Raw genomic sequence first — 22674 nt, 5'->3', positions numbered from 1 at the left:
AGCCGCAAAAGCCCTGTCCTTACAGCTGGCCCGGAAACGCTCCGGCGTCTCAGCCTTCCGGCAGCACGCTGCGGAGCGCGGCCACGGAGCGCGCCATCGCGGTTTTCGGATCGAGATAATAGCGGGGACTGGTGATCTCGATCGACAGGGCGCCGCCATATCCGGCGCCCTGCAGTTCAGAGACGATCGCCTGTGCCGAAAGCACGCCATCGCCCCATGACAGATGGCTGCCGGCGGGATCGGAATCGATCATGTGCACATGCGCCAGCCTGTCACCCAGAGCGTTGACATAGTCGGTCACGGTTTCGCCGGTGCCGAGGGCTCCGGCCGTGTCCAGCATGCCGAAGAGTGCGTTCGAGCCCACGGCGTCCAGGAGGGTGCGAAGCTCCGTTGCGGTTACCGCAATGTTGGACCAGGCCGGCGGCAGCGCTTCGAGGAACAGCTTCTGGCCGAGCTTGCCGGCGCGACCGGCAAGAAGCTGAAGTCCCGCCACGCAACGCTCGAAGGCCTCGCCGCGGGACTGGTCAGCAAAGCCCGATCCCGGTGTGACGAGCAGCGCGGGGCTGCCCATTTCCACGGACATTTCAAGACTTTCGAGAAAATACCGGATCGATCGGTCGCGCAATTCGGCCTGCGGCGAGCCGAGGTTGATCGGATACACGCATTGCTCCGGGGTAAAGCAGCTGATCGCCATTCCCCGCGCCCGGATGTTTGCGCCCAGCACGCGGGCATCGGCAAGCGTCCTGTCGCCCAGATAGAAGTGAGGCGCCGCGCCCCAGATCTCCACCAGTGGCAGGCCAAGCGCTTCAGCGTCGTCCAGAAAGCGATCGAGGCCGTGCCGGAAGTAATGAAAGTTCATGCCGCAAATATGGGTCTGGGCGAGCGTCATGGCTTTTCCCCGCTGGTCTGGCCCCCGATGATCTGGCCGAGGGTGGAAATGGACCCTCGCGAGATGAACTCCGCCTGCATCTCGATCGCTCTGGCGGGGTGGTCCGAACCATCGATGCGTTCCAGCAGCATGATTGCAGCCGCCTCCCCCATCGCCAGCCTGGGCTGGGCCATGGTCGATATGCCGGGCGCGACGAAATCCATCCAGTCGAGATCATCAAAGCAAACGATGGAGAGGTCCCCGGGCACCCGAAGCGCGGACTGCGCGATTGCCCGCACGACCCCCTCCGACATCGTGCCGTCGGTGGCGAAAACCGCGGTCGGCCGATCGGCCCGGCTGATCAGCGGCAATGCCGCGGCGCCGGCCTGTGCTGCCGAATAGGCCCCCACACGGCATATGAGGGACAGATCGACATCGAGCCCCGCCCTTTGGTGGGCGCGCAAATATCCGAGCAGCCGCTGCCAGCTTGGATAGAGCGTGTCGGTTGAAAGGACATTGCCGGAAAGCGCGCGGCGGACGAATGCCTCAAGGTCGTCGCCGGCCCCTTCAAGCAGCTCTCCGACGAGGCCGATGCGTCTGTGACCGGCTCCAATCAGGGCGGCGACCGCACGCTCGGCAGCGTCGATATTGTTGATGGCGACCCGATCCACATCCAGCCCCGCCACGGTGCGGTCGAGAAGCACCAGCGGCAGGCCTTCTGCATGAAGATCGCGAAGATGGCGGGAATTGCGCGTGTCGCATGGCGAAACGATGATCCCGTCCACCTGCTTTTCCCTCAGCAGATCGACCGCGCGGATTTCCTTTTCGAGGCTCTCATCGGAGTTGATGATCAAAAGGCCGAATTCCCGGTTTTCGACGACATCGGCGATGCCGCGCAGGATCGAGGCGTAGAACGGGTTCTGGATGTCACCGGCAACGACGCCGATCGTGCGGGTCTTGCCGGTGATGAGACTGCGCGCCAGAGCGTTGGTGCGATAACCAAGCTTGCGTGCCGCCTCCAGCACATGGCTGCGGGTTTCTTCCTTTGTGTAGCCGTAACGGCCGAGCACGCGTCCGGCCGTGGCGGTCGAAACGCCGGCAAGCCGCGCCACATCGGCAATCGTCGCCTTCGGGTTCTTCGCCACTGTACGTCCCTCCACCAGATCCCTGTTCACCGCCGCGCCGCCGGCCGGTCTTCCCGGCCGGTCCGGATTTCAGCCGGCTTCAAAAAGCGCGATTGCCGTGAATACGTCGAGATGCGCACCGCCGACATTCTTGAAGATGGTGATTTCCTCAGAGGACTGGCGGGCCTGAACTCTGCCCTGCGCGAGATCGAAATGATCACCGGCGATTGCGTCGGGCGATATGAGCCCCGAGGCGAGCGCCTGTCCGAGATCGCCGGTGTTTTCCATGCCGCGACGCGTGTCGACGAAGATCCGGCTTCTGACCAGAGCGTCGTCGTCGGTCTCGCGCAACTCCGTCATATAGGCCCCAACGAGATCCAGATGCGTTCCGGGCTTCAGGAGCGCGCCCTTCACCAGCGGACGGTCGGACATGGTCACGCAGCTGATGACGTCGGCCTGGCGAACCGCCGCATCGAGGTCGCTCACCGCCCCGGCATCGATGCCGCCGGCGCGAAGCTGTGCGGCCACGGCCACGGCCTTGTGCGCGGTGCGGTTCCAGATCATGACGCGTCTGAGGGAGGGACGCGCAGCCATGTGCGCCTCGGCGAAATGCGGCGCCAGCGCGCCGGCACCGACGATCAGCAGCATTTCAGCATCGTCGCGCGCCAGAAGCGAAGCGCCAAGGGCGGAATCGCCGGCGGTCTTGCGTTCGGTCATGGCGGCCCCGTCAGCGACGAGAAGCGGTGCGCCGGTCGAGCCGTCGAACATCGCAACCAGCCCCTGAACATTGGGCTGGGGCGGTGTCAGCTTCTCGTTTGCGGGAAATACGCCCACCATCTTGACGGCAACCGGCCCGCCGGCAAGCCAGCCGGGCAGGGTGATGAACTGGTTACCGCTGCCGGCGGGATCGCCTTGCACCACGACGTTCGAGGCCGGAACTGGCCCGCGATGCGCCTCCGACAAGGCCCTGATGAGAACGGGCCACGGCAAAGCTGCACGAACCGCGGCAGCATCATAAACCTTCATCGCATTTCCTTATGACATCGCATCCGCCCGCTCAGTTCTTCACGGCAAGCGTGACGAAGCGGCAGGGCGTGATTGTATGGGACAGGGCTATCGGGGCACCGCCAGCGCCAAGAACCAGTTTCTCGATCTGGTAGACGGGTTCAGTGGTGGAGACCCCCAGCGACTGAGCCTCGGAAGCGCGGGCGAACCCGACATCGATGACACGTTCGGCATGTTCCGGCTCGACGCCATAACATGCGCGCAGGGTCGCGAAGAAGCTCTCGCCGGTTCCGACCGGCCCGACAGCATCGGCAAAACGTTCCTCGTCGAAGAACAGGGTCTCCAGCGTCATGGGCCGGTCATCGATTTCGAGAAGGCGCACAAACCGCACGACCCGCTCCGCGCGCAGACGGCTGGCAGCGGCAGGCGCATCGGCGCCATCCTCGCGCCCGAGAATGCGATGGCCGGCCTTGTGCCCCCTGCCTTCCACCACATCCGCGAATCCCGACAGCGAGATCGATTGCTGCAGCTTGCGGGGCGCGATCACCGTGCCCCGGCCCTGCTGGCGGATCAGCACGCCTTCGTCGCAAAGTTCACCAACAGCCCGCCGCAACGTTATGCGGCTGACGCCGTAGGTCGCGCACAGCTCGAACTCCGGCGGCAGGAAACTGCCTTCGGCAAGACGGCCCGTCTCGATCTCCGACAGGAGCCTGCGTCGCACCTGTTCGTAGAGGGGGAGCAAGCCGTCCTGCGTCATCATTGCCTCAATAGTCGGTGAGCTTCTTCATGTAGCGGCGTCCGTCCAGCATGACCTGCTGGCGGAAGTCGGCAACCTTATAAATGAAGCGCCAGAGCGTGTCGAAAAAGATCAGCGGCACGACATTGCCCCGGAAACGCTCGTCGATCCCCGACAGGTCGAGCTTTGCCGCGTCGAGAACGAGAATGTTCTCAGCCTTGCCGAAGCGATGCAGGAATTCATCGGCCCGCTCGTCGAGCGGACGGGTGGAGTCCAGACCCTTCATCAGCACGAAGCAGCGCGTCTCGTCCAGAACCTCGAACGGTCCGTGGAAGAACTCGTTGGAGTGGATTGCCTGGCTATTGATCCACTGCATCTCCATCAGCACGCAGATGGCGAAGGAATAGGCCGCGCCGTAACTGGCGCCGGAGGCCATGGTGTAGATCACATCCTGCGCGGCGAAGTGCCTTGCATAGCGGTCCCACAGCGGCGCATAGGTTTCCTGCGCCTTGCCGATCGCCGCCTGAAGGTTGCACAGGCTGTCAATCAGCGGTGCGGTGAGGTTTTCTCCGCCGGTTGCAGCCACAAGCCCCATGACGATCTGGTAGATGATCGAGTAGTTGCTGTCGCGCGCATCGATCGGCACGCCGGTAGTGTAAGGGGCCTCGAATTTCACAGCAAAATCAACCGCTTTGCCCAGCGGCGATTCCGGCTCCACGGTGAGGCCGATTGTGGTCGCCCCTTTTTCGCGCGCGAACTTCGCGGCGGCGGCGGTCTCCTTCGTCGTCCCGGTCATGGAGCAGAGAACGACAAGCGCGCCGGGACCGAGCCGCTTCGGCGCGCGCGCCACGAATTCGGCTGCGTTGTAGACATCGGAAGCCACCGTTCCATGCTGGTCGAGCATGAACTTGGCCGGATGCATGATCGACAGAGAGCCGCCGCAGGCTACGAAGAACACATGGCGCAGACCATCGGCATCGATGGCCGACAGGGCGGCCGAAACAGCCGGATGGAAGCGATCTGGGAGTGTCATCTGCTATCACCTTTCGATAAGATGACATAAGACATATTAATTTCATCGTGAGAGTGTCAAGCAGCCATTGACAAGCCGGACGATTTATTGCGAACGTTCTCACATTGATGAGGAGACGACATATCCGTGTCACGAAAGGCCCCCAGAATCATCGCCTTTGGCGACAATGTCGTGGACTGTTACCGCGACCAGCAGCGCATGTTTCCGGGTGGGAACTGCGTCAATCACGCCGTGTTTGCCCGGCGCTTTGGCGCAGAGGCCGCCTATGCCGGGGCGGTCTGCGACGATGCGGCGGGCCGGGCCATCCGCGATGCCTGCCTCGCCGAGGGGGTGGATGTATCGCTGCTGCGTTTCATGCCGGGGCAGACGGCCTATTGCGTCATCGCCAATGAGAATGGCGAGCGGGTTTTCCTGGGCGCAAATCTCGGCGTGTCGATCATTGCGCCTTCGCAGGGCGATCTCGACCGGATGAGCAGGGCGGACGCCGTGCATACGGGCCGCTCAAGCCACATCGATGCCTGGCTGCCCCGTTTCGCCTCACTGACCCGCGTGTCCTATGATTTCGCCACCATCCGCGATGAAGCACATATTGCCCGCCTCGCGCCACACTGCTTTCTCGCCGGGTTTTCCGGTGGCGGCCTGAGCCGTGAAGAAGCCCTCGCCCTTGGCGAAGCGGCGCTGCGCAACGGCGCTCAATGGGCGATCACGACACGTGGCGAGGATGGCGCCATGCTGGTCGGTCATGGCCGGATATATGAAGTGCCTGCGGCCCCCGTCGTGCCTGTCGACACGCTTGGCGCCGGCGACACGTTCATCGCCCGCACGCTGGTCGGGCTGCTGCGCGACGAAGCGCCGGATGTGCTGCTGAGCGAAGCCGCCACGGCCGCCGCGGAAACCTGCCTCTCGCCGGGCGCCTTCGGGCATGGCGCAGCGATGGACATCGATCTGACCACGATGCTCACGCTCGATGAAATTTACCGGAACACGAAGCCTGTCGCCGGGCCGGCAGACATGAAGGAAATCGTTCTCACAAAGTGATGCCCGTATGACGGTGCCGCTGCGTGCGAACGTGGGTTAGGCATAGATCTCAGGAGGAACTCAATGACACGCCACTATTCATCTCCCGGCATGTTCGCCGTTGTCGCATCCCTGTCTGTTCTGCTGGCCGGAACGGCGCTGGCGCAGGACGTGACCATCCGCATTGCATCGGTCAATTCGCCAACCAGCGAATCCTGGAAGGGCGTGATGGAAACCGCGAAGCGGGTTACGGAGCGCACCGACGGACGGGTGAAGTTTGAAGGGTTCCCTTCCGGCCAGCTCGGCACGACCACGGATTCCATCGAGCAGGCGAGCCAAGGCCTGCCCATGATGACCTTCACCTCGGCTTCGTTCCTGGCGTCCTTCGGCGTTCCCGAACTGTCGATTCTGGAAGGCCCGTTCATCGTCTCCGATACGGATGAAGCCGATAAGCTGGCCTTCTCGCCGCTGATGCAGGGCTATTACGACAAGCTCGCCGGGACGGCCGGCATTCGCGTCGTCGCCATCAACTGGTTCGACGGACCCCGCCACATGATCGGGACCGCCAGCTATTCATCGCCGGCGGACCTGAAGGGCGTGCGCATGCGGGTTCCGCCGGTGGAGACGTGGCTGAAAACCTTCCAGCCTCTCGGTGTCGTGGCCACCACGGTTGAAGCGGCTGAAGTTTACTCGGCCCTTTCGCAGGGCGTTGTTACGGCTGCCGAAAGCCCGCTGACCGGCTTGCGGGCCTCGGGCTGGCAGGAAGCCGCCAAGGAGATAACCCTGACCGGCCATTTCAATCTTTTCACCGGCTGGGTGATGAGTGAGGCCGTGTTTCGGCAGATGAGCGATGAGGATCGTGGCATTCTCCTTGAGGAATTCCGTCAGGGCGGCCGCGACCTGACGAAAGTGTCCGCCGACCTCGAAAAAGAAATCCGTGAGGAATTCGAGAAACAGGGCGTGACGTTCCACGAAGCCGATATCGAGGCTTATCGTCAGGCAACCGCAAGCTTCTACACCAGCTTCCCGAACTGGCCGGAGGGCCTTTATGACCAGGTGCGGGCGGCAGCCACAGGAAACTGATCAGCGCGAGGGACCGGGCTGACCCCTGATCAGCCCGGTCCTCCGCCCACAGGGAGGAGACGATGGCGATGAAGGCGCTGCGCTCAATTATCGAATTTCTGGGCGTGACCGTGCCCGCGCTGCTGCTTGCGGCGCTGGTCGTCATTGTCCTGTCCGACGTCATAGCACGCAACTTTTTTGCGACCTCGATCATGTGGGCGCAGGAACTCGCGGTCGTGCTGATGGCCGCCACGGTCTGGCTGGGTCTGGTCGGCGCTTCCATGAACGGGCAGCTGTTCGGCATTTCCCTGTTCGTCGACAGGTTGCCGGAGCGATATGCGCCTTTCGCGCGGCTGCTGGCGAACATCCTCGTGCTTCTCATCTGCGCGCAGGTGATCCGCGCCGCATTTGCGCAGATCGCCACGGCAAGGTTCACGACCTTTCTCACGCTCGGGTGGCCGAAATGGATCGTCGCGGCCTTTCTGGCCACAGGCATGATCCTGGTGATGGCCGGTCTTCTTCTCAACATGGCTGAGGATTTCAGGAAGGAACGTCCGTGACCGTCGTTGCCATTGTTTTCGTCCTCCTTCTTGTACTCGGGCTGCCGGTCGGCTTCGTCATGCTGGGCGCTTCCATGGCCTATTTCGCCATGAACCCCATGATGACCAGCCTCGTCGCTCAGCGCATGTCTTCCGGGCTGGAATCCTTTCCGCTGCTGGCGATACCGCTTTTCGTGGTTGCCGGCGGGGCCATGGCGCGGGGCGGCATCGCGGATCGCCTCTATGCCTTCTGCGAAACGCTGGTCGGCCACTGGCGCGGCGGACTTGCCCAGATCGCGGTGCTGAATTCCGTATTCATGGGCGCCATGTCGGGATCGGCCAATGCCGATGCAGCCATCGATGCCCGCACCATCGTGCCGGTCATGCGCAAGCGCGGCTATTCCAACGCCTATGGCTCGGCCGTCAGCGCGGCCTCGTCGCTGATCGCTCCGATCATGCCGCCAAGCATCGCGCTGATCATCTATGGCCTGCTGACCGACACCTCGATTGGAAAGCTGTTTCTTGGCGGCGTCATTCCCGCACTGGTCATCGCCGTTGCACTGATGCTCACGGTGCGCTGGACGGCAGTGCGCATGAACCTCGCACCGGCCCGTGAAAGCCGGGCGGGACCTGCCGAGATCCTGAGCAATGGCCGTGCGGCCCTGTGGGCTCTGGCCATGCCGGTGATGCTGTTGCTGGGATTGCGCAGCGGCTGGTTCACGCCCACCGAGCTTGGCGCGGTGGCGGCGGTCTATGCGTTTCTCGTCGGCATCATCGTCTATCGCGGCCTGACTGCCGGAGAAACCATGTCGCTGCTGACGGAGTCAGCGCTCACCGCCGCCGGCGTCATGTTCATTGTCGCGTCGGCCTCGGTGTTCTCGCTGATCCTGAGCCTTGAACAGGTTCCCCAGCACCTGATCACCACGCTGCTTTCCGTATCGGACAACAAGTATGTCGTGCTGCTGATCATCAACATCGCATTGCTGATCCTCGGAACGGTGTTCGAAGGGCTGGCGATCATCGTGATCCTCGGGCCGCTGCTCATGCAGGTTTCGCAGGGCCTGGGTGTCGATCCCGTCCATCTCGGAGTGGTGCTTGTGTTTAACACGGCCATTGGTTCGATGACCCCGCCTGTCGGTACGGTGATGTTCACCGTCTGCTCGATCACCCGGTGTTCGGTGGAGGATTTTACGAAGGCGTCCCTGCCCTTTCTGGTCGCGTCCTTTGGCGTGCTGATGCTTCTGACCTATGTGCCGGCGCTGGTGACGTTCCTTCCCGACCTGATGTTCTGACGAACCCGAAACCCGCAGCTTCGTGGCTGCGGGTTTCCCCGATGGCCATCGCGCCCTCTGATCATGCTTCTGGTATCCGGCCCGGTCGGGCAAAACCTGCCGTGCCGGCGGGTGTGGTTCGCGGCAACGATACCAGTCCCGCCGATTGCTCAGCGATCCCGGCCGCGCTTGTGTTGCGCCCGGAGCATTTCTGCATTTGTGCGACGCCAGATGTTTCCATCCGGCTGCAAAATGCACTAGCCGGGGGTCTGCGCGATCAGCTTGCGCGCGCGCAGTACGGCGGCGGCACCCTCGGCGAAATGATAGGCCTCCTCCACATGCGGCTGGCCGGACAGGATGAAGTGGTCGAAGCCGAGCTCATGATATTCGCCGATGAGATCGGCGACCTGCTCGTGGCTGCCGACAAGTGCTGTGCCGGCCCCGCCGCGCACCAGCCCGTATCCGGCCCACAGGCCGGGCGACACTTCCAGCGCCCGCGCATTGCGCGACGTCACGGCCGCGATGCCGGACCCCTCCTGCAATTGCGTCATGCGCTGCTGCCCGGTCGACTCCGTGCGCGCGAAGACGGCCTGCGCCTTTGCGACGCGCTCGGGCGTTATCCGCTCGATCAGCCTGTCGGCCTCGGCCCAGGCCTGCGCTTCCGTATCGCGGCTGATGACGTGGAGGCGGATGCCGAAGGAAACGGTGCGGCCATGCGAGGCGGCTAGGTCGCGCACGCGGCGCACCCGCTCTTCCACCACCGAGGGCGGCTCGCCCCATGTCAGGTAGGTGTCGACATGGCGGGCGGCGACCTGCTCGGCCGCCGCACTCGCCCCGCCAAAGAATATCTGCGGCAGCTCATAGCCGCCGAAATCGATGCGCGCCGCTTCGATGCGGTAGTGGCGGCCGGCATAGTCGAATTCGCCGGGCTCGTGCGCCGGCTTCGAGACGCCGCGCAGCACTTCCAGAAATTCGCCGGTGCGCGCATAGCGCTGGTCGTGATCGAGGAAATCGCCGAAGCGCCGCTGCTCCACCGGATCGCCGCCGGTCACGATGTTGAGAAGCAGGCGTCCGCCAGATATGCGCTGGAAGGTTGCGGCCTGATGGGCAGCGAGCGTCGGGGTCACGAGACCCGGCCGGAAAGCGACGAGGAACTTCAGCCGCGCGGTCGCCTGCGTCAGCGCCGCGGTGGTGATCCACGCATCCTCGCACCAAGTGCCGGTCGGCGTCAGCACCGCCTCATAGCCCAGCCGCTCCGCCGTGCGGGCGACGTCGGCGAGATAGCCGATGCTCGGCTCGCGAAAGCTCGGCCGGCTGACCCCTTCAATGACATGGGAATCGTCGCCCGAGCCCACGATCTCGCGGCTGTCGCCATTGGTGGGCAGATACCAGTGAATGTGAATGCTCATGGGGCTGTGCTGTCCGTGCCTTTTGCGGATGGGAATGGTCGCGCAAACATTGCCGGAAGCAGCGGCCGGCGCGAGAAAGAGCGTTCCAATAATGCGCACGATCCCGGAACAGGCTTGCGCGCCGCCGGTCCGCCGCGAAGGCGAAACCGCTTCGCGAACGCCTGCAAAAGTGGAATCATTTGCCTTGTTTCGCGAGCCGCGAGAGCCGATCTATCACCACGGTTCCACACTCGAGAAAGGCTTCCGCAATGACGACGCTCTTCGACCCGATCAAGGTCGGCGCCCTCGATCTTCCCAACCGCATCGTGATGGCCCCGCTGACGCGCAACCGCTCTCCGGGTGCGGTTCCCGGCGAACTGGCAGTGACCTATTACAGCCAGCGCGCCAGCGCCGGGCTGCTCATCACCGAGGCCACGGCGATCAGCCATCAGGGGCAGGGCTATGCCAATGTGCCCGGCCTCTACGCACCCGACCAGCTCGCCGGCTGGAAGAAGGTGACGGATGCCGTTCACGCCGCCGGCGGGCGCATCGTGGTGCAGCTGTGGCATGTGGGGCGCATCTCGCATGTGCGGCTCCAGCCGGGCGGCGGCAAGCCCGTGGCGCCGTCGGCCATCCGCGCGGCGGCCAAGACCTATCTGGTCAACGAGGACGGCAGCGGCGCCTTCGACGAGACGTCTGAGCCCCGCGCGCTCGACATCGACGAGATCCCCGCCATCGTGGAGGATTATCGCCGCGCCGCAAAGGCGGCGGTCGAGGAAGCCGGGTTCGACGGCGTCGAGATCCACGCCGCCAACGGCTATCTGATCGACCAGTTCCTGCGTGCCGGCTCCAACCATCGCACCGACGCCTATGGCGGCTCCATAGAAAACCGGGCGCGCTTCCTGTTCGAGGTGACGAAGGCCGTCACCGCTGCGGTGGGCGGCGAGCGCACCGGCATCCGGCTCTCGCCCGTGACCCCCGCCAACGACGCCTCCGATCCCGATCCGCAGCCGCTGTTCGAACATGTCGCCGCGCATCTGGCGCCCTACGGCCTTGCCTATGTGCATGTGATCGAAGGCGCGACCGGCGGCGACCGGGACTTCCGGCAGGGCGGCCAGCCCTTCGATTACGCTGCCTTCAAGACCGCTTATCGCGATGCCGGCGGCAAGGCCGCGTGGCTGGTCAACAATGGCTATGACGCAGAACTAGCCGAAAAGGCGGTGGCGAACGGCACCGCCGACCTCGTCGCCTTCGGACGGCTGTTCATCTCGAACCCCGATCTGGTCGAGAGGCTGAGGAAGGGCGCCGAGCTGGCGACGCCCGACAATGCGACCTTCTACGGCGGCGGGGCCAAAGGCTATATCGACTATCCGTCGGCTGCCTGATCATCGCCTGTCTGACTATATCGGCTGTCTGACGCACAGCCGGGTTGCCGCCGCCGGCCGAACGCGCACGACGGCGGCAACCGGAGAATGAAATGAAATTTCCCCTGCCTCCGGAAAACTTGGCATGGGTTGGCTCTACAGCAAAGGCGGGATTCTGCATCGTAAACGGGCACTCAGGTTCAACACGAACGGGAACGAGCCCCATGTCCAGGATTTTCCGGCCAACGATCACCCGCCGCGCCGTCATCGCGGCTTCGACCGCCCTGCTTGCCGCTTCGCTGGCATGGCCGGCCGCCGCGCAGGACCTCAAGCTGACCATCGGCTACCAGACCGTGGTGGAGCCCTCCAAGGTTCCGCAGGCGAATGGCGACTATGAAAAGGCGCTGGGCGCGACCATCGACTGGCGCAAGTTCGATTCCGGCGCCGACGTGATCGCCGCCATCGCCTCCGGCGCGATCGACATCGGCTATGTCGGGTCGAGCCCGCTGGCGGCCGCGGCAAGCCGCGAGCTGCCGATCGAGACCATCTTCGTGGTCGGCCTGATCGGCAAGTCGGAAGCGCTGGTGGCCCGCAACGGCTCCGGCATCGCCTCGGTCAAAGACCTTGCCGGCAAGAAGGTGGCGGTGCCCTTCGTCTCCACCACGCATTATTCCCTGCTCGCCGCACTCAAGCACGAGGGCGTCGACCCGAAGAGCGTGCAGATCCTGAACCTGCGTCCGCCGGAAATCGCGGCGGCATGGGAGCGCGGCGACATCGACGCCGCCTATGTGTGGGACCCCGCGCTCGGCCAGATCAGGACCTCGGGCGAGATCATCGTCGATTCCGCGAAGGTCGCGGAATGGGGCGCGCCCACCTTCGACGCGTGGATCGTGCGCACCGAATTCGCGGAGAAGAACCCGGACGCGGTGACCGGCTTCGCGCGGGTGACGGGAGCCGCCTACGACGATTTCCTGAAGAACCCCTCCGCCTGGAACAATGCTTCCGAGAACGCTGCCCGGATCAGCAGGCTGACCGGCGCGAAGCAGGAAGACACCGAGCTTCTCCTCGGCGGCTACGTATTTCCGTCGCTGGCGGATCAGGCCTCAGATAAGTTCCTTGGCGGCGCCATCACGCAGGCGCTCACCGCGACGTCGCAGTTCCTGAAAGAACAGGAGCGCATCGACGCGGTGCTGCCCGACTACGGCAAATACGTCTCCGCCAGATATGTCGAACAGGCTGCCCTGTCCAACTGACGCGTCATCCTCCCCTGACGCCCACACCGGACGCGATCACCGGCCCGCTCCACCGCCTCCGCGGCGTGGGGCGGGCTTCGTGGCAAAAGGATCTCCGACATGCCGCAACTGTCGCTCGACGACATCACCATCCATTATGACGGCCAGCCGCATGTGGCGGTGGCGCAAACCTCGCTCGCAGTGGCCACGGGCGAGTTCGTGGTGCTTACCGGCCGCTCCGGCTGCGGCAAGACCAGCCTGCTCAATGTCGCGGCCGGGCTGGTCGAGCCGCTGTCCGGCTCGGCGACCATCGACGGCCGGCCGATCACCGCGCCCGGCGCCGACAGGGCGGTGGTCTTCCAGAACGATGCCCTGTTTCCGTGGCTGAGCGTGCGCGAGAACGTCGCCTTCGCGCTGCGCATGCGCGGCGTGGCACCCGGGCGCAGGCAGGCGCAGGCCGATGCGCTGCTGCGGAAAGTGCGTCTCGACAACAGCGGCGACAAGCGCATCTGGGAGCTTTCCGGCGGCATGCGCCAGCGGGTCGGGCTGGCGCGCGCGCTGGCCGCTGAACCCGACTTCCTGCTGATGGACGAACCGCTCGGCGCGCTGGACGCGCTGACGCGCGAGCGCATGCAGAGCCTTTTGCTCGACATCTGGGCCTCGGCGGAGGCCGGGGTGCTGATGGTCACGCACGGCATCGAGGAAGCCCTGCTGCTCGGCACTCGCATCGTGGTGATGGCGCCGGGGCCCGGCCGCATCGTATGGAGCCGGGAGGCAGCATTCGGCCGGCGCTACGCCGATGGCGAGCCGATCGCCTCGATCAAGGCCGACCCTGAATTCATCGCCGCCCGGGCCGAGCTGTCGGCCGCGATCTTCGAGGGAGAAACAGCATGAGCACCGTATCCGGCACGCTTGCCAAACCGGCGCCCGCCGCGCCGCGAGCCGCCGCTGCACGACAGGCCCCGCCGACGCGCAGGAAGCGGTTCTGGACCTCGCAGCGCATCAGCCTCGCGACGCTTGCCGTGCTCATCGCGCTTTGGGCGCTGGCCGCGGAACTGCGGCTGGTGTCGCCGGTCTTCCTGCCCTCGCCCGCCGCGGTGGCAGGAAAATTCGTCACCGTATCCTCCAATGGTTTCGCCGACGCCTCGCTGTGGACCCATCTGGGCGCCAGCCTCGGGCGCGTCTTCGCCGCACTGGCGGCCGCGCTGGCCGTCGGCGTTCCGGTCGGCCTCGCCATCGGGCTGAGCACCGTCGGGCGCGGCATCTTCGATCCCCTGCTGGAGTTCCTGCGGCCGATCCCGCCCCTCGCCTATCTGCCGCTGATCATCATCTGGTTCGGCATCGGCGAACCGTCCAAGGTGCTGGTGATCGCCATCGCCATGCTGGCGCCGATCGCGCTGTCGACGGCTTCGGGGGTGAAGAGCGCCAGCCGCGACCGCGTCAACGCGGCGCGCACGCTCGGCGCCTCGCGCGCGCAGGTGATCCGCCATGTGGTGCTGCCGGACGCCCTGCCCTCGATCCTGACCGGCTTGCGCATCGCGCTCGGAACGGGATGGACCACGCTGGTCGCCGCCGAACTGATCGCCGCGACCGAGGGGCTTGGCTTCATGATCCAGTCGGCGGCGCAGTTTCTGGTCACCGACGTGGTGATCATGGGCATATTCGTCATCGCGGCCATCGCCTTCCTGCTGGAATTCGCCATCCGCAATCTTGAGCGCAGGCTGGTGCCATGGGCCGGGCGGGAATGAAACGCCGACGGCAGGTGACAGGCTGAAGGCTTGCCGTCAGCGCCGCGGGGGCCGGCTGCATCGCAGCTAGCCCCCGGTAAACCGCCTGACTTCGTTCCGATGTCAGTTCGCCGCAGCCTGTTCCAGAAGTTCGGCGAACACTTTCTTGGCCTTGCCGGGATGCTTGACGGCTTTGGCCTCTTCCAGATTGACCGGATTGCCCACGACGATCAGCGCCACCATGCCCATTCCGTAGTGAGGCGTGCATTTGATGCCGTAGACGCCCTCCTTGTCGAACGTAACGGTGATCTGCTCATTCACCTTTCCCTTGAAGGGCGTCGCCCCTTCCGGGAGCATGCCCTTGACGCTTTCGGCATCATGCGACTTGTCGGTCGGCAGGAAGGTCACCGTGTCTCCGGGAGCCGCCGCGATAAAGTCGGGCTGGAACACCATCGCGCCCTTGTCGCCCTTGTTGAGCATCTGCACCTGATGGTCCGCAGCCTGCGCGCCGCCACCCAGCAGCAAGCCTGCAAGTGCTGCCGCGATCGTGAGCGTCCATTTCATTTTTCTTGCCTTTCACTCTGTTTCCAACGTCTGACGTTGTGCTGTTTCTAGGCGCGCGCGCTCAGCGTGACTTTGCAAAAACGCAAACAGAACAGGAAAAGCAGAGATCATCATGCCGCGGGACAAGCTTGCCCGACATATCGCGTTCATGTGAAAGTCGCTAAGGATGAATCCGCCCGTACGCATACAATCCAGGGACCGATGAATGTGAGCAGACTTGACCGTTCCCTGATTTCAGGTCTGCCTCCGTTCGAGGGTCTGGATGCCGCCGATCTGGACGCCGTTCTCCGAAGCGCCCGGTCGCTGCGGGTGGAGAAGGATGCCGCGATCTTCGGGCAGGATGGCGAGGCACATTCCTTCTTCGTGCTGCTCGATGGAAAAGTGCGGGTGGTGAAATCCACCGTCGACGGCCAGCAGATCATCGTGCGCTACATCGTTCCCGGCGAGCTGCTGGGCATCGCGCAGGCTCTGGCGCGCAGCACCTATCCGGCCAGCGCGATAGCCGTCGTCGATTGCGTGCTGCTGAGCTGGCCGGGCAAGCTCTGGTCCGAGTTCGCCGCCGCTTTTCCCACCTTCGGCACGACCACGTACAGGACGGTGGGCGCCCGCCTCAGTGACATGCAGACGCAGGTCATGGAACTGGCCACAGAGCAGGTGGAGCGCCGCGTCGCCCATGCCCTGTTGCGGCTCGCCCATCAGTCGGGGCGCAAGACGGACAAGGGCATTCTGATCGACTTTCCGCTGTCGCGGCAGGATATCGCCGAAATGACCGGCACCACGCTGCACACGGTAAGCAGGCTGCTGACCGCATGGGAGGAAAAGGGGCTGGTCGGCTCCGGCCGCATGCAGGTGTGCATCACCGATCCGCACGGATTGCTTCTGCTGGCCGATGGCAGGACCGGCCGGCCCTGAACTCAGCCCTGCCGGCTGCCGCCTATGGCCTTCATCAGGGCGTTGCGGAAATCGTCGCCGTCGATCTTGTGGGCGCGTATCGCGTCCTCCACGGTATGAAAGGGTGCAATCGGACAGCCGACGCACAGCAGGCGATGGTCGAGCACGACGCGGATGGTCGCCGGCCACAGCCGCATGATCTCATCCATGCTCATGTCGTCCCGATACTGCCTGTTGGTGGGCATGGCGCAGCGCTGGCCCTTCCAGCCAGAGAACTTAAAGCGTGCCGCAATCTTTCAGATGCGCTCCTTACGCCTTAAGCCGTTGTTTTTACGCATGTCGTAGTCCCGAAACCGGTCCTCACCTTCGGGCGGCATGCTTTAATGGAAAGAAGAACGGGCGCATCGCAGACGCGCCCGTTCCTGCCCCCCGGTTTATTTGCCGAGGCTTCCGGCCGGGCCGGAATGCATGATCTCGTCATCCACCGGGCCGTCCACGATCAGGTAGCCGGCCAGCCCGCGCTCGGCGCGCGACAGGGCGTGATCGACCAGCACATAGTGTCCGCCACGATCGATCCTGAAGTCGACGATGGTGGCGCCGCCGGGCGGCACGGTGACCGTCTGGACCCCGGTGACGGGCGGCGAGGTCACGCTGCCCAGCGTGTAGACATGGTCGAAGATCTCGCCGATGACATGGAAGGACGAGGTGTAGTTCGGCCCGCCGACGCCGAAGAATATCCGCACCGTCTCGCCGGCCGTCGCATAGAGCGGATGCGATTTGGTGAGCGCCCCGACGGAGCCGTTGAACAGGAAGTATTCCGCCCGCTCGGAGATCAGCTTGTCATAGTCCATCTCCATCTCGCCCTGCGTGCCGAACGGCTCGACGGTGTAGAGTTCCCCCTGCATCACGTAGAATTCGCGATCGACCTGGGGCAATCCGCCTTCCGGCTCCACGAGGATGAGGCCGTACATGCCGCTGGTGATGTGGTGGGCGACGCTCGGCGTGGCGCAATGATAGACATAGATCCCCGGCTTGAGGGCCTTGAATGTCACCACCGCCTCCTCGCCCGGCGCGATCTGGGTGAAGTCGGCGCCGCCGCCGGGACCCGTCGCGGCATGGAAATCGACCGAATGCGGCATCACGCTGTCGGACGCGTTTTTGAGGTGAACCTCCACGGTATCGCCCACGCGCACGCGGATGAACGGCCCCGGAACCTTCCGGTTGAAGGTCCAGTAGACATAGCTCGTTCCGTCGTCGAGCTTGCCCTTCAGCTCCACCGTCTCCATCTCGACCTTGACCACCTGAGGGGCGCGCTGGCCGATGGGGCCGGGCAGATCCGCCGGATCATGCACGATGTCCGCCGCGTCCGTGTCCATGGCCTCGCGCGGTCCGGGCATGACCTGGATCAGCCCTTCCATGCCGGCTTCGCGATGCCCGGCGATCGAGCAGAAATAGGTAAATTCGCCGACCTTGTTGGCGATGAAGGAGAAGGTCGAGGATGCGTTGATGCCCACGACGATGGAGGAGCGGGCGGGATACTGATCGATGACCACATCATGCTCGGCGCCCTCGCCGTTGATGAGGTTGATCTGCACGAGTTCGCCCTCATGCACCATCAGCGTCGGATTGGTCTGGCCGTCTATATCGCCGCCGACGCCGATATAGACCATGCGCCCGCCTGCGATGCCCGTCTTCAGGGTGAAGATGGTGGCGTTGTGGTAGCTGACGGCCGGCGAGGCGGCCGTGCTGGTGCCGTCGGCGGGCGTTGCCACAGGCTGCGCAGTGGTCGCCTGCGACGAATCAGTGCCCGTGGCGTGATTGTGCTCCTGCGCCACCGCGGGAGCCATGGCCAGCATCAATGCACCCGTCATCGCCGCCAGCCACCGCGCCGGGTGCCTGCGAACCATGTCCGGCCCGGCCCTGCTTCCTCTGTTCATCGGGAAAACTCCTTTGTCGATGATTTCAGACGGAATCTATCCGGCCCGCGCGGAACGGACTTTGCGCAATCACAAACAGTTGCGATGCGGATGTCCCAGAGCAATTCCAGCAAAGGCGCGTCGCGATCTTTGCGTCCGGAAATGCTCCATCGCTTTGTTTCAGCCGCATTTATGCGCCGCCCGATGTTTCCATCTGGCTGCAAAATGCTCTAGCCGCGCTTCTCGTGCGGTTGGGTGGCCTCGCCGGACGAAGGTTCCGGATCGCCGTCGATACGGTCGCTTTCGGCATCGATGAGGATGCGCTGCGCGGCCCCGTCGAGGTCCTCATACTGGCCGCTCTTCAGCGACCACAGGAAAGCGCCGAGCGCGACTGCGCCGAGCATCAGCGCCAGCGGAACGAGATAGAGCAGGCTGCCCGTCATCCGCAGGCCCGATGCCGCCATGGGGTGCGGCACCTCATCTGATCGCCCTGTAGCTGTGCCACGTCGCATGGCCGAGCAGCGGGAAGATGACGACGAGACCGACAAGGCCGGTGACGATGCAGATCAGGAACAGCGCAAGCACGATGGCGCCCCAGAGCAGCATCACCGGCAGGTTCCTGAACACCATGGAGATGGAGGTGCCCATGGCGGTGAAGGCATCGACCTTCTCGGCCAGCAGCATGGGTATGGAGAAGGTGCTGATGGCGAAGGAGAAGGCGGCGAACAGCCCGCCCACCGCGGTGCCCACCACCAGCATGGCCCAGCCTTCGGGCGTGGTGAACAGCATGGCGACGATGTGGTCGAGGCCGGGGAAAGGCCGAAGGCCGAAGAACAGCGCATAGATGATGACGGCGGCGCGCATCCACACCAGCATCAGCAGGCACAGGATGGCGCCGGTGAACCACACCTGCGCGCCCGATTCCGCCCGGACGAAGATCATGCGGGCAAGGCTCAACGGCCTGCCCTCCTCCAGATCGCGGCTTTTCTGGTAGAGGCCGATGGCGACCAGTGGCCCGACCACCATGAAGCCGGCCAGCGCCGGGAACAATATGTAGTCGAGCTCCAGCCTGAACAGGCAGATCACCACCGCCAGCGACAGCACGAACACCACCAGCCCATAGGCGAGACTGGGCAGGGGATTGCGCCACAGGTCGCGCCAGCCGGCCGCCAGCCAGCCGAAGGCGGCGCTTGCCGGCAGATTGCGCCGGCGCTGCCCGGCCAGCGGAAGAGGCGTGCTTTCGGTGCGTCCCATGAACTTCCTCCTCAGCAGGACGATCTGGCGGCGCGGTAGGTTCCCGCGCCCTCGGCCGTCTTTTCATGCGGCACGCAATCGGGCTGCGAGCCGATTGCGACATAGACGAGATGGGCATTGGCGCCGGCAAACAGCAGCACGCCGCCGGCGACGATCAGCGCCGAGATGAGGCGCCAGTTGAGCCGGCCGGGGCGCGTGGCGGGAGGCGCGGCGCTCATTGCGTGCCTCCGTCGGTCGCGAGCGTACCGACATAAAGGGCGAGGATCCTGATATCGACCGGCGACAGCCGGTCCTGCCAGTGCGGCATGTGTCCCTGCCGGCCCGAATAGATGGTGGTGAACACCGACTGGGCGTCGCCGCCATAGATCCAGTTCTCGTCGGTGAGATCTGGCGCGCCGGCCTCGACCATGCCTTTGCCCTCCTCGCCATGACAGGCGGCGCAGTTCGCGGCGAACACCTCCTGCCCTTCCGGCAGCCGGGCCTGATCGGTTTCGCCCAGCTGCTGGCCGGACAGCGAGCGCACATAGGCCGCCACCGCCCTGACCTGCCCGATTTCGAGCACGCCGTCGCGGCCGAAGGCCATCATCTGCGAGATGCGCGTATCGTCATCGGTGGAATTGATGCCGACGCTGATGGTTTCGGCGATGGTCTCGGGGTCGCCGCCCCACAGCCATGCGCCAGCCGCCAGATTGGGGAAACCCGGACCGCCGGTGCCGCGCACGCCATGGCACACGGCGCAATTGTCGACGAACAGCGTGCGGCCGGTGTCGCGCACATGGCGCATCAGCTCCTCGTCGGCGGCAATGGTGGCAAAGTCCTCGCTGGCGATGCGGTCGGCCCAGACGGCGCGTGAGACGGCGGCCTGCTCCACCTGCCGCGTCACCACGGTGCGCTGGTCGATGCCGAGCAGGCCCTTCGTGTAGGTCCAGCCGAGCGGCCATGCCGGCATCAGCAGCCAGTAGCCGATCGCAAACAGCGTGCCGGCGATCAGGAAGAAGAACACCACGCGCGGGACCGGCGTTTCCAGTTCCTCGATGCCGTTCCATTCGTGGCCGGTGGTCGGGCGCCCGGTGATGGGGTCGTGTCGTTCGGTTGCCATGCGCCTACTCCCCCTCCCCCGGCCGGTCGTCATCGTCGAGAATGCTTTTCTTGGCCCGGTCGAACCGCTTCCTGTTGGCCGGCCAGAAGGCGTAGACCAGCACCCCGATGGCGAAGATGATCAGGTAGAAGAGGCCCCAGCTCTTGGAGAAGGCGACGAGCGTCTCGTGGTCCATGGCCTCACTCCTCCACGGCCGCGCTCTGGTGCGCGGCATCCGTCAGCCTGCCGAGGATCTGCAGATAGGCGACCAGCGCGTCCATCTCGGTGATGCGGGCGGGATCGCCGTCGAACACCCTTATGATGGTGGCCTCGCCATAGCGCTCGGCCACGCCCTGCGCCTGATTGCTGTCAGGGTTGGCCTGCCCGTAGGCGTCCCATTGCGCATTGGCGATCATCTCGTCGGTATAGGGCACGCCCACCTTGCGCTGGGCCGCCAGATGCAGCCCAAGATCGTCGTATTTCAGCTCGTTGCGCATCAGCCAGCCATATTTGGGCATCACCGATTCCGGCACCACGTCACGCGGGTTGATGAGGTGGGCGACATGCCAGGCGTCGGAATATTTTTCGCCGAGGCGGGCGAGGTCCGGCCCGGTGCGCTTCGACCCCCACAGCATGGGGTGGTCGTATTGTGACTCCACCGCCAGCGAGAACGGCCCGTAGCGCTCGACCTCGTCGCGCAAAGTGCGGATCATCTGCGAGTGGCAGGCATAGCAGCCCTCGCGGATGTAGATGTTGCGCCCCGCCAGTTCGAGCGGCGTGTAGAGGCGCATGTCGGGCGCGTCCTCGACCGTCTCGCTGATGGTGAACAGCGGTGCGATCTCCACGATGCCGCCGATGGAGGCGACGCCGACGATCGCCAGGACGAAGCCGATGGCGTTGCGTTCGATCTTGCGGTGGAAGAATTCCTTCATCGCTATTCTCCTGCCTGCACGGCGTCGGCCCTGCCGTAAAGCGGCACGTCGGCGCCGCTCTCCTGATGCTGGCCGGTGCGGGCCATGCGGATCGTCATCCACACGTTCCAGGAGGCCACGATGGCGCCGGCAAGGAAGAACAGGCCGCCGACGGTGCGCGCGATATAGTAGGGATGCATGGCGACGAGGCTGTCGATGAAGGAATAGGCCAGCGTGCCGCTGTCATTGTAGGTGCGCCACATCAGGCCCTGAATGATGCCCGAGTTCCACATGGCGAAGACGTAGATGATGGTGCCTGTGAGCGCGAGCCAGAAGTGCACCTCGACCAGCTTCGGCGAATACATGCGCTGCTGCTTCCACATCCACGGCACCAGCGCGTAGAGCGAGCCGAAGGTGATCATCGCCACCCAGCCGAGCGCGCCCGCATGGACATGGCCGACGGTCCAGTCGGTATAGTGCGACAGCGAGTTGACGGCGCGGATGGCCATGAACGAGCCCTCGAAGGTGGACAGGCCATAGAACACGGCCGCCACCATCATGAAGCGCAGCGTTGCGTCGGTGCGCACCTTGTCCCATGCGCCGTTCAGCGTCGCCAGCGCATTGCCGGCGGAGGCCCATGACGGCACCAGCAGCACCAGCGAGAAGGTCATGCCCAGCGTCTGCACCCATTGCGGCAGCGCCGTATAGTGCAGGTGATGCGAGCCCGCCCACATATACATGAAGGTGATGCCCCAGAAGCTGATGATGGAAAGCCGGTAGGAGAAGATCGGCCGTTCGGCGCGCTTGGGCAGATAGTAATACATCATGCCGAGGAAGCCGGAGGTGAGGAAGAAGGCGACCGCGTTGTGGCCGTACCACCATTGCGTCATCGCATCCTGCACGCCGGAGAACAGCGAGTAGCTCTTGGCATGGCCGAAGGAGACCGGCACGGCGAGATTGTTGACGATGTGCAGCACCGCCACGACCAGGATGAAGGCCATGTAGTACCAGTTGGCGACGTAGATATGCGGTTCCTTCCGCCGCTGGAGCGTGCGGATGTAGATGAGGAAATACACCACCCACACGATCACCAGCCAGATGTCGGCATACCATTCGGGCTCGGCATATTCCTTCGACTGGGTCAGCCCCATCAGATAGCCGCTGGCAGCCAGCACGCAGAACAGATTGTAGCCGATCAGCACGAACCACGGGCTGAACTGGTCGGGCAGGCGCGCCCGCGACGTGCGCTGGAGAACGTGGAAGGAGGTGGCGATCAGCGCATTGCCGCCGAAGCCGAAGATCACGCCGGAGGTATGCACCGGCCGCAGGCGGCCGAAGCTTGCCCAGCCGGCGTCGAAGGTCAGGTCAGGCCACGCCAGCAGCGCGGCCACCCACACGCCGAAGAACATGCCGACCACGGCCCAGATCATGGTCAGCACGATGCCGACCCTCGTCGGGTCGTCGTAATAGTGCGCCAGCCGCTCCGCCGGCGGTTCGGGGTCGTTGTAGCGCGAGATCACCAGGAAGATCAGCCCAAGGCTGAAGGCAAGCACGATGAAGCCGTGAATGCCCAGCGCATCGGCCCGGCCGGCAGCGGCCATGGCAAGCCCGCACAGTGACAGCAGCGTGAGCACGGCCAGCGAAAGCTGGCGTTCGGAGACCGTCAATCCTGAAACCATCTGGCTTTCCCCTTG

The 22674-nt window shown here is 64.6% G+C and carries 24 protein-coding genes and 1 pseudogene; 9 read left to right on the top strand and 16 right to left on the bottom strand.

Annotation, left to right across the window (positions count from 1 at the left end; translation table 11 throughout):
- Positions 1–49 precede the first annotated feature (49 nt).
- From MIC97_RS19720 to MIC97_RS19700, 5 genes are read right to left on the bottom strand one after another with little or no spacing between them, the layout of a single operon-like run.
- Entirely contained in the window at positions 50–889 is an 840-nt protein-coding gene (locus MIC97_RS19720; RefSeq protein WP_239801682.1) for a TIM barrel protein, read from the bottom strand.
- Positions 886–2043 (bottom strand): LacI family DNA-binding transcriptional regulator, encoded by a 1158-nt coding sequence (locus MIC97_RS19715; protein ID WP_239801681.1) that lies wholly within the window; start codon positions 2041–2043, stop codon positions 886–888. The genes MIC97_RS19720 and MIC97_RS19715 overlap by 4 nt, the downstream gene beginning before the upstream one ends.
- Before the next feature lie 39 nt (positions 2044–2082).
- Complete coding sequence (locus MIC97_RS19710; protein ID WP_239801680.1) at positions 2083–3018, bottom strand: ornithine cyclodeaminase; 936 nt, start codon at positions 3016–3018, stop codon at positions 2083–2085.
- 31 nt (positions 3019–3049) lie between these two features.
- The gene (locus tag MIC97_RS19705; RefSeq protein ID WP_239801679.1) at positions 3050–3757 is read right to left on the bottom strand and encodes a GntR family transcriptional regulator; all 708 of its coding nucleotides are present in this window, start codon (positions 3755–3757) and stop codon (positions 3050–3052) included.
- Positions 3758–3761: 4 nt separating this feature from the next.
- Positions 3762–4766 (bottom strand): SIS domain-containing protein, encoded by a 1005-nt coding sequence (locus tag MIC97_RS19700; RefSeq protein ID WP_239801678.1) that lies wholly within the window; start codon positions 4764–4766, stop codon positions 3762–3764.
- A gap of 126 nt (positions 4767–4892) precedes the next feature.
- On the opposite strand from MIC97_RS19700, the gene MIC97_RS19695 reads away from it, so the two are divergent.
- The 4 genes from MIC97_RS19695 (at position 4893) to MIC97_RS19680 (ending at position 8676) form a co-directional block, all read left to right on the top strand.
- Positions 4893–5804 (top strand): PfkB family carbohydrate kinase, encoded by a 912-nt coding sequence (locus MIC97_RS19695; RefSeq protein ID WP_345773568.1) that lies wholly within the window; start codon positions 4893–4895, stop codon positions 5802–5804.
- Between the two features lie 63 nt (positions 5805–5867).
- The gene (gene dctP / locus MIC97_RS19690) at positions 5868–6866 is read left to right on the top strand and encodes a TRAP transporter substrate-binding protein DctP (protein WP_239801677.1); all 999 of its coding nucleotides are present in this window, start codon (positions 5868–5870) and stop codon (positions 6864–6866) included.
- 62 nt (positions 6867–6928) lie between these two features.
- Positions 6929–7405 carry a TRAP transporter small permease subunit gene (locus tag MIC97_RS19685; RefSeq protein ID WP_239801676.1) on the top strand — a complete coding sequence of 159 codons (477 nt, stop codon included), beginning with the start codon at positions 6929–6931 and terminating at the stop codon, positions 7403–7405.
- Positions 7402–8676, top strand: a complete 1275-nt coding sequence (locus MIC97_RS19680; protein ID WP_239801675.1) for a TRAP transporter large permease — start codon at positions 7402–7404, stop codon at positions 8674–8676. The genes MIC97_RS19685 and MIC97_RS19680 overlap by 4 nt, the downstream gene beginning before the upstream one ends.
- A gap of 236 nt (positions 8677–8912) precedes the next feature.
- Here MIC97_RS19680 and MIC97_RS19675 read toward each other — a convergent pair whose 3' ends face one another.
- Entirely contained in the window at positions 8913–10064 is a 1152-nt protein-coding gene (locus tag MIC97_RS19675; RefSeq protein WP_239801674.1) for an LLM class flavin-dependent oxidoreductase, read from the bottom strand.
- 248 nt (positions 10065–10312) lie between these two features.
- Here MIC97_RS19675 and MIC97_RS19670 point away from each other — a divergent pair, with 248 nt between their 5' ends.
- The 4 genes from MIC97_RS19670 to tauC all read left to right on the top strand — a co-directional run bounded on the left by MIC97_RS19670 (position 10313) and on the right by tauC (position 14387).
- Positions 10313–11428: an alkene reductase gene (locus MIC97_RS19670; RefSeq protein ID WP_239801673.1), complete on the top strand. Its 1116-nt coding sequence runs from the start codon at positions 10313–10315 to the stop codon at positions 11426–11428.
- 203 nt (positions 11429–11631) lie between these two features.
- Positions 11632–12660, top strand: a complete 1029-nt coding sequence (gene tauA, locus MIC97_RS19665; RefSeq protein WP_239801672.1) for a taurine ABC transporter substrate-binding protein — start codon at positions 11632–11634, stop codon at positions 12658–12660.
- 99 nt (positions 12661–12759) lie between these two features.
- On the top strand, positions 12760–13533 hold the full coding sequence (locus MIC97_RS19660) for a taurine ABC transporter ATP-binding protein (protein WP_239801671.1): 774 nt from the start codon (positions 12760–12762) through the stop codon (positions 13531–13533).
- Positions 13530–14387, top strand: a complete 858-nt coding sequence (gene tauC, locus MIC97_RS19655) for a taurine ABC transporter permease TauC (protein WP_239801670.1) — start codon at positions 13530–13532, stop codon at positions 14385–14387. Before MIC97_RS19660 ends, tauC begins: the two co-directional genes overlap by 4 nt.
- 102 nt (positions 14388–14489) lie before the next feature.
- Here the strand turns inward: tauC and MIC97_RS19650 are convergent, their stop codons facing one another.
- Positions 14490–14930, bottom strand: coding sequence for a pseudoazurin (locus tag MIC97_RS19650; RefSeq protein WP_239801669.1), 441 nt, complete (start codon positions 14928–14930; stop codon positions 14490–14492).
- A 207-nt stretch (positions 14931–15137) separates the two neighbouring features.
- On the opposite strand from MIC97_RS19650, the gene MIC97_RS19645 reads away from it, so the two are divergent.
- On the top strand, positions 15138–15842 hold the full coding sequence (locus tag MIC97_RS19645; protein WP_239801668.1) for a Crp/Fnr family transcriptional regulator: 705 nt from the start codon (positions 15138–15140) through the stop codon (positions 15840–15842).
- Between the two features lie 2 nt (positions 15843–15844).
- Here MIC97_RS19645 and MIC97_RS19640 read toward each other — a convergent pair whose 3' ends face one another.
- The 9 genes and pseudogenes from MIC97_RS19640 to ccoN all read right to left on the bottom strand — a co-directional run bounded on the left by MIC97_RS19640 (position 15845) and on the right by ccoN (position 22659).
- On the bottom strand, positions 15845–16066 hold the full coding sequence (locus tag MIC97_RS19640) for a DUF1858 domain-containing protein (RefSeq protein ID WP_239801667.1): 222 nt from the start codon (positions 16064–16066) through the stop codon (positions 15845–15847).
- A 189-nt stretch (positions 16067–16255) separates the two neighbouring features.
- Positions 16256–17758 (bottom strand): copper-containing nitrite reductase, encoded by a 1503-nt coding sequence (gene nirK / locus MIC97_RS19635; protein ID WP_239801666.1) that lies wholly within the window; start codon positions 17756–17758, stop codon positions 16256–16258.
- Between the two features lie 278 nt (positions 17759–18036).
- Positions 18037–18180 (bottom strand): annotated as a pseudogene (gene ccoS, locus MIC97_RS19630) (cbb3-type cytochrome oxidase assembly protein CcoS); the annotation flags it as partial.
- Between the two features lie 34 nt (positions 18181–18214).
- On the bottom strand, positions 18215–18991 hold the full coding sequence (locus MIC97_RS19625) for a DUF2189 domain-containing protein (RefSeq protein WP_239801665.1): 777 nt from the start codon (positions 18989–18991) through the stop codon (positions 18215–18217).
- An 11-nt stretch (positions 18992–19002) separates the two neighbouring features.
- Positions 19003–19209, bottom strand: a complete 207-nt coding sequence (locus tag MIC97_RS19620) for a hypothetical protein (RefSeq protein ID WP_239801664.1) — start codon at positions 19207–19209, stop codon at positions 19003–19005.
- The gene (gene ccoP / locus MIC97_RS19615) at positions 19206–20090 is read right to left on the bottom strand and encodes a cytochrome-c oxidase, cbb3-type subunit III (protein ID WP_239801663.1); all 885 of its coding nucleotides are present in this window, start codon (positions 20088–20090) and stop codon (positions 19206–19208) included. The genes MIC97_RS19620 and ccoP overlap by 4 nt, the downstream gene beginning before the upstream one ends.
- A gap of 4 nt (positions 20091–20094) precedes the next feature.
- Entirely contained in the window at positions 20095–20265 is a 171-nt protein-coding gene (locus tag MIC97_RS19610) for a cbb3-type cytochrome c oxidase subunit 3 (protein WP_239801662.1), read from the bottom strand.
- A gap of 4 nt (positions 20266–20269) precedes the next feature.
- Positions 20270–21001 carry a cytochrome-c oxidase, cbb3-type subunit II gene (gene ccoO / locus MIC97_RS19605; RefSeq protein WP_239801661.1) on the bottom strand — a complete coding sequence of 244 codons (732 nt, stop codon included), beginning with the start codon at positions 20999–21001 and terminating at the stop codon, positions 20270–20272.
- Between the two features lie 2 nt (positions 21002–21003).
- A complete protein-coding gene (gene ccoN / locus MIC97_RS19600) occupies positions 21004–22659 on the bottom strand; it encodes a cytochrome-c oxidase, cbb3-type subunit I (protein WP_239801660.1) in 1656 nt (551 codons plus the stop codon).
- Between the last annotated feature and the right edge of the window lie 15 nt (positions 22660–22674).

This window comes from Aquamicrobium sp. NLF2-7 (assembly GCF_022359935.1).
Classification (GTDB): Bacteria; Pseudomonadota; Alphaproteobacteria; order Rhizobiales; family Rhizobiaceae; genus Mesorhizobium; species Mesorhizobium lusatiense.
Note: the sequence above shows the minus strand (reverse complement) of the source record. Positions and strands in the feature narration are given on the sequence as shown.

What these genes read in the sequence shown, in the direction of transcription:
- MIC97_RS19650 (WP_239801669.1), bottom strand. Translation starts at nt 14,930, where the DNA reads ATGAAATGGACGCTCACGATCGCGGCAGCACTTGCAGGCTTGCTGCTG.
- MIC97_RS19675 (WP_239801674.1), bottom strand. Translation starts at nt 10,064, where the DNA reads ATGAGCATTCACATTCACTGGTATCTGCCCACCAATGGCGACAGCCGC.
- MIC97_RS19710 (WP_239801680.1), bottom strand. Translation starts at nt 3,018, where the DNA reads ATGAAGGTTTATGATGCTGCCGCGGTTCGTGCAGCTTTGCCGTGGCCC.
- MIC97_RS19720 (WP_239801682.1), bottom strand. Translation starts at nt 889, where the DNA reads ATGACGCTCGCCCAGACCCATATTTGCGGCATGAACTTTCATTACTTC.
- MIC97_RS19625 (WP_239801665.1), bottom strand. Translation starts at nt 18,991, where the DNA reads ATGGGACGCACCGAAAGCACGCCTCTTCCGCTGGCCGGGCAGCGCCGG.
- ccoP (WP_239801663.1), bottom strand. Translation starts at nt 20,090, where the DNA reads ATGGCAACCGAACGACACGACCCCATCACCGGGCGCCCGACCACCGGC.
- MIC97_RS19610 (WP_239801662.1), bottom strand. Translation starts at nt 20,265, where the DNA reads ATGGACCACGAGACGCTCGTCGCCTTCTCCAAGAGCTGGGGCCTCTTC.
- ccoN (WP_239801660.1), bottom strand. Translation starts at nt 22,659, where the DNA reads ATGGTTTCAGGATTGACGGTCTCCGAACGCCAGCTTTCGCTGGCCGTG.
- MIC97_RS19670 (WP_239801673.1), top strand. Translation starts at nt 10,313, where the DNA reads ATGACGACGCTCTTCGACCCGATCAAGGTCGGCGCCCTCGATCTTCCC.
- MIC97_RS19700 (WP_239801678.1), bottom strand. Translation starts at nt 4,766, where the DNA reads ATGACACTCCCAGATCGCTTCCATCCGGCTGTTTCGGCCGCCCTGTCG.
- MIC97_RS19660 (WP_239801671.1), top strand. Translation starts at nt 12,760, where the DNA reads ATGCCGCAACTGTCGCTCGACGACATCACCATCCATTATGACGGCCAG.
- MIC97_RS19685 (WP_239801676.1), top strand. Translation starts at nt 6,929, where the DNA reads ATGGCGATGAAGGCGCTGCGCTCAATTATCGAATTTCTGGGCGTGACC.
- MIC97_RS19705 (WP_239801679.1), bottom strand. Translation starts at nt 3,757, where the DNA reads ATGATGACGCAGGACGGCTTGCTCCCCCTCTACGAACAGGTGCGACGC.
- dctP (WP_239801677.1), top strand. Translation starts at nt 5,868, where the DNA reads ATGACACGCCACTATTCATCTCCCGGCATGTTCGCCGTTGTCGCATCC.
- MIC97_RS19640 (WP_239801667.1), bottom strand. Translation starts at nt 16,066, where the DNA reads ATGCCCACCAACAGGCAGTATCGGGACGACATGAGCATGGATGAGATC.
- tauA (WP_239801672.1), top strand. Translation starts at nt 11,632, where the DNA reads ATGTCCAGGATTTTCCGGCCAACGATCACCCGCCGCGCCGTCATCGCG.
- tauC (WP_239801670.1), top strand. Translation starts at nt 13,530, where the DNA reads ATGAGCACCGTATCCGGCACGCTTGCCAAACCGGCGCCCGCCGCGCCG.
- MIC97_RS19620 (WP_239801664.1), bottom strand. Translation starts at nt 19,209, where the DNA reads ATGAGCGCCGCGCCTCCCGCCACGCGCCCCGGCCGGCTCAACTGGCGC.
- ccoO (WP_239801661.1), bottom strand. Translation starts at nt 21,001, where the DNA reads ATGAAGGAATTCTTCCACCGCAAGATCGAACGCAACGCCATCGGCTTC.
- nirK (WP_239801666.1), bottom strand. Translation starts at nt 17,758, where the DNA reads ATGAACAGAGGAAGCAGGGCCGGGCCGGACATGGTTCGCAGGCACCCG.